At 65.0% G+C, this 4,852-nt stretch carries 5 protein-coding genes; all 5 read right to left on the reverse strand.

The features are described 5' to 3' along the window. A partial coding sequence (locus AC6RA4_RS23280; protein WP_500164344.1) for a CoA-transferase occupies window positions 1-382 on the reverse strand: 382 nt, incomplete at its 3' end. Then, window positions 382-1,086 carry a CoA transferase subunit A gene (locus tag AC6RA4_RS23285; RefSeq protein WP_500164345.1) on the reverse strand — a complete coding sequence of 235 codons (705 nt, stop codon included), beginning with the start codon at window positions 1,084-1,086 and terminating at the stop codon, window positions 382-384. The genes AC6RA4_RS23280 and AC6RA4_RS23285, both read right to left, overlap by 1 nt. A 115-nt stretch (window positions 1,087-1,201) precedes the next feature. After that, entirely contained in the window at window positions 1,202-1,762 is a 561-nt protein-coding gene (locus tag AC6RA4_RS23290) for a L,D-transpeptidase (RefSeq protein WP_500164347.1), read from the reverse strand. Between the two features lie 149 nt (window positions 1,763-1,911). After that, window positions 1,912-4,617, reverse strand: a complete 2,706-nt coding sequence (gene topA, locus AC6RA4_RS23295; protein WP_500164349.1) for a type I DNA topoisomerase — start codon at window positions 4,615-4,617, stop codon at window positions 1,912-1,914. Window positions 4,618-4,764: 147 nt separating this feature from the next. Next, on the reverse strand, window positions 4,765-4,852 hold an 88-nt coding region (locus tag AC6RA4_RS23300; RefSeq protein ID WP_500164351.1), incomplete at its 5' end, for a DprA-like winged helix domain-containing protein.

Raw genomic sequence — 4,852 nt, forward strand, 5'->3', positions numbered from 1 at the left:
CGCCGCCCATGCCCTTGACCAGCTTGCCCGGGATCATCCAGTTCGCCAGGTCGCCATTCTCGGCAACCTCCATGGCGCCGAGGATCGCCGCTGCGATCTTGCCGCCACGGATCATGCCGAAGCTCAGCGCGCTGTCGAAATAGGCCGTCTTGGGCAGCTCGGTGATGGTCTGCTTGCCGGCGTTGATGAGATCGGGATCCTCTTCGCCCTCATAGGGGAACGGGCCCATGCCCAGCATGCCGTTCTCGGACTGCAGCGTGATCTCCTTGTCGCCCACGTAGTTGGCGACCAGCGTCGGGATGCCGATCCCGAGGTTCACGTACATGCCGTCTTCGAGTTCCTCGGCCGCGCGTGCGGCCATCTGATTGCGATCCCAGGGCATTATGCTTCCTCCCGCTTGCGCACGGTGCGCTGTTCGATCCGCTTCTCGTGCTCGCCCTTGATGATGCGGTGCACGTAGATGCCGGGCAGGTGAATGTGATCGGGGTCAATCTCGCCGGGTTCGACGATCTCTTCCACTTCCATCACGCAGATCTTGCCGCACATGGCCGCCGGCGGGTTGAAGTTGCGCGCGGTCTTGCGGAACACGCAGTTGCCGGTGGTGTCGGCCTTCCACGCCTTGACGATCGACAGGTCGGCGAAGATGCCCTCTTCGAGGATGTAGTCCTGGCCGTCCCAGGTCTTCACGTCCTTGCCCTCGGCGATGACGGTGCCGACGCCGGTCTTGGTGTAGAAGCCGGGAATGCCGCAGCCGCCGGCGCGCATGCGCTCGGCCAGGGTGCCCTGCGGGTTGAATTCCAGCTCCAGCTCGCCCGAAAGGTACTGACGCATGAACTCGGCGTTCTCGCCCACGTAGGACGACATCATCTTCTTGATCTGCTTGGTGTCGAGCAGCTTGCCAAGGCCGAACCCGTCGACGCCGCAGTTGTTCGACGCGATGGTCAGGTTCTTGACGCCGCTCTCGACGATGGCGTCGATCAGAAGCTCGGGAATGCCGCAGAGGCCGAACCCGCCCGCCGCGATCAGCATGTCGTCACGCAGCAGACCGTCGAGGGCCTCCGCTGCGGAGCCGTAGACTTTCTTCATGGAATTCTCCCCTCCTGAAGCTGTTCGCACGGGTTTTGCCGCGCTGCAGAGCCAGAGTCAACGAAGGCGGTCCCGGATGGAACCGCCTTCAGCGCTAACACGAACGGCAGATGTGTCAGATGACCCGAACCTGTGTCCCGATCGGGCAGAGTTCGAACAGCGCGGCGATCTTCTCGTTGTAAAGGCCGATGCAGCCATCCGAGGACCGGCGCCCGATCTTGCGGGTATCGTGGGTGCCGTGGATGATGTAGGCCGGCCAGCCCAGATACATCGCATGGGTTCCCAAGGGGTTATCCGGCCCCGGGCCAATCGGCTCCCAGTCGGGGAAACGCTCGAGCTGGGAGGCGGTGGGGGTCCAGCTGGGCCCGACCTTCTTGCGCACGATCTCGGTATAGCCGCGCTTGGTCAGCTCGTCGGTCTTGGGCACCGAGGTCGGGTAGACGCGGTAATCGCTGCCGTCGGCGTTCCAGTAATGCAGCGCCCGCGAGGTGGTATCGGCCACGATGCTCGACACGCCCAGCGTCTCGAAGTGATCGCGCCAGTCCTGCATGGAGAAGCTGGAGATGTTGTTGCGCACGATGGCTTGCGCCCGGGCCTGCGCAGGCACCAGAGGCAGCGTCAGGGCGGCGCCGGCGGCACCAAGCAGCGCGCGTCGCGTGAAGGGCGTATCGGTCATGACAAAGCTTTCGCTATCTGTGATCGGTTGCGCCGGAGGATGCCGGGCAAACAAACATATTTCCAATCACATATATTTGCATGCCTGCCACGAACCCGTGACAGGCGGCCTCCCGCTCACGCATTTCAGGAAAGGCTATCCGCCGGGGATCACTCCCCGGCTTTCTTGGCGGCGGTTTTCTTCGCGGCGGGCTTCTTGGCAGCCGTCTTTTTGGCTGTGGTCTTCTTTGCCGCAGCCTTCTTCGGCGCGGCCTTCTTCTTGCCGCCCTTCTTGGCTGCCTTCTCGGCGATCAGCTCGAGCGCCTGCTCGAGCGTGGCATCGCCCGGCTCGGTCTCTTTCGGCAGGGTGGCGTTGATCTTTTCCCACTTCACGTAGGGACCGTAGCGCCCCTCATAGACCGCGATCTTGCCGCCATCCGGGTGCTCGCCCAGCTCCTTGAGAACCTTCGCCGCCCCACCGCGGCCACGGCCCGGGTTGGCGCGCTTCTCGGCCAGAAGCTCCACCGCGTGGTTCATGCCGATCTCGAAAACCTCCTGGAATTCCTTGAGGTTGACATAGACCGGCTTCTCCTCGTCGGGGGCCTGGTGCATGATGTAGGGGCCAAAGCGACCGAGGTTCGCCTTGATCACGCCGCCATCGGGATGCATGCCGATCTCGCGCGGGAGCGTCAGCAGCGTCAGCGCCTTTTCCAGCGTCATATCATCGGGCGCCCAGCCGGGCAGGAAATTGCCCCGCGCCTTGGGCAGCGAGGCCCGCGGCGGCTTCTTGTTCTCCGGCGTCGGCTCGCCGCGCTGGACGTAAGGCCCGAAGCGGCCAGCCTTGAGCCAGATCTCGTCCTCGCCGTCGAGGCCGAGCATCTTCTCCTCGCCCTCGGCCCCCTCGCCCGCGATCGGGCGGGTGTAGGTGCATTCGGGATAGTTGCCACAGCCGACAAACCCGCCGGTGCGCGAGGTCTTGAGATGCAGACGCCCCTGCCCGCATTTCGGGCAGATGCGCGGATCCGAGCCATCCTCGCGCGGCGGGTAGAGCTGCGGCGCCAGCGCCTCGTCGAGGACGTCGAGCACCTCGGAGATGCGCAGCTCGGAGGTCTCCGAGATCGCGGCCGAGAAATCGCGCCAGAACTTGCCGAGCAGCGCCTTGTAATCCATCTCGCCGGCCGAGACCTCGTCGAGCTCATTCTCGAGCTCGGCGGTGAACTCGTAGCCCACATAGGTGCGGAAGAAGTTCAGCAGGAAGATGGTGACGATCCGGCCTTTATCCTCGGGGATCAGGCGGTTCTGCTCCTTGCGGACATATTCGCGATCCTGGATCGTGCCGATCACGCTGGCATAGGTCGAGGGCCGGCCAATGCCGAGCTCTTCCATCTTCTTGACCAGCGTCGCCTCGGTGTAGCGCGGCGGCGGCTGGGTGAAGCTCTGGGTGCCGAGCACCGCATCGTTGGCGGAGATCATCGCCGCCGGGCCGGCGGCCGGATCGGCCTTTTCCGAGGCCTTGGCGTACTGGTCGCGCAGGCCGGCCTTGGCGAAATTCGCGGCCTCGCCCTGCATGATCTGCGGCAGGCGCTTGTCGTCATCATCGGCGACGTCGTCGCGTCCCTCTTCATAGACCCGCAGGAAGCCGTCGAAGAGCACCACCTGACCGGTGGCGCGCAGGCCGACCTGGCCGTCGGAGCTGGCGATCTCGACGGTGGTGCGCTCGAGACGGGCGGCCTCCATCTGACACGCCAGCGTGCGCTTCCAGATCAGGTCATAAAGCTTGCGCTGGTCGTCCTCGCGCAGCTTGAGACTGGCGGCGTCCTTGGTCATGTCGGTGGGGCGGATGCACTCGTGCGCTTCCTGCGCGTTCTTGGCCTTGTTCTTGTAGATCCGCGGGCTGCCGGGCACGTACTCCTTGCCGAAGCGGTCGGCGATGGCGTCGCGGCAGGCGGCGACCGCCTCGGGCGCCATGTCGATGCCGTCGGTCCGCATGTAGGTGATGTGGCCGGCCTCGTAGAGGCGCTGCGCGGCGCTCATGCAGGCCCGCGCGCCCATGCCGAACTTGCGGCTGGCCTCCTGCTGCAGGGTCGAGGTCATGAACGGGGCCGAGGGGTTACGCGAGCTGGGCTTGGCCTCGACGCTGGCGATCTCGAGCTTGCGCGAGGACACAGCCTGCACCGCCATCTCGGCCTGGGTGGCGTTCTCGATGTCGAAACGGTCAAGCTTCTTGCCCGCCAGCATGGTCAGGCGAGCCTCATAATCCTGGCCTCGCGGGGTGCTGAGCAGCGCCTTGACCTGCCAGTATTCGCGCGGCCGGAAGGCCTCGATCTCCATCTCGCGCTCGACGATGAGACGCAGGCAGACCGACTGCACGCGCCCCGCCGAGCGCGCGCCCGGCAGCTTGCGCCAGAGCACCGGGCTGAGGTTGAAGCCCACGAGATAGTCGAGCGCCCGGCGGGCCAGATAGGCCTCGACCAGCGGCGCGTCGATCTCGCGAGGGTTCTGCATCGCCTCGGTGACGGCGGCCTTGGTGATGGCGTTGAAGGTCACCCGGCGAACATCGGTGTCCTTCTTGATCGAGCGGCGCTTGGTGAGCGCCTCTTTCAAGTGCCAAGAGATCGCCTCGCCCTCGCGATCGGGGTCGGTTGCGAGGATCAGTTCGTTGTCGGATTTCAGCGCCTCGGCGATGGCGGCGACGTGCTTGCGGGAGTCGTTTCCGATCTCCCAAGTCATCGAGAAGTCATGCTCGGGATCGACCGAACCGTCCTTCGCAGGCAGGTCGCGCACGTGGCCATAGGAGGCGAGAACGGTGTAGTCGGACCCCAGATACTTGTTGATTGTCTTGGCCTTGGCAGGGGATTCGACGACGACAACGGGCATGAAATGACCACCTTTCCTGGAAATACGTCCACAGGCTGAGCGCGGAGGGCGTATGGCGGCGGAAGATGTGGGGTGCAAGGGGGAAATGTCAATGCGGGGCCAGATGACGCGGGCCTCGGGCGTCATTGTGACGGCGCGCGATGCCAATCAGACGAGCGAGAGCAACCCTCCGGGCTGGCGTCTTATGCGGCCGTCGATCTCGAGATCGGTGAGCGCCGGGGCGACCGCATCGGAG

Source organism: Salipiger sp., from assembly GCF_059781815.1.

What these genes read in the sequence shown, in the direction of transcription:
- AC6RA4_RS23285 (WP_500164345.1), bottom strand. Translation starts at nt 1,086, where the DNA reads ATGAAGAAAGTCTACGGCTCCGCAGCGGAGGCCCTCGACGGTCTGCTG.
- AC6RA4_RS23290 (WP_500164347.1), bottom strand. Translation starts at nt 1,762, where the DNA reads ATGACCGATACGCCCTTCACGCGACGCGCGCTGCTTGGTGCCGCCGGC.
- topA (WP_500164349.1), bottom strand. Translation starts at nt 4,617, where the DNA reads ATGCCCGTTGTCGTCGTCGAATCCCCTGCCAAGGCCAAGACAATCAAC.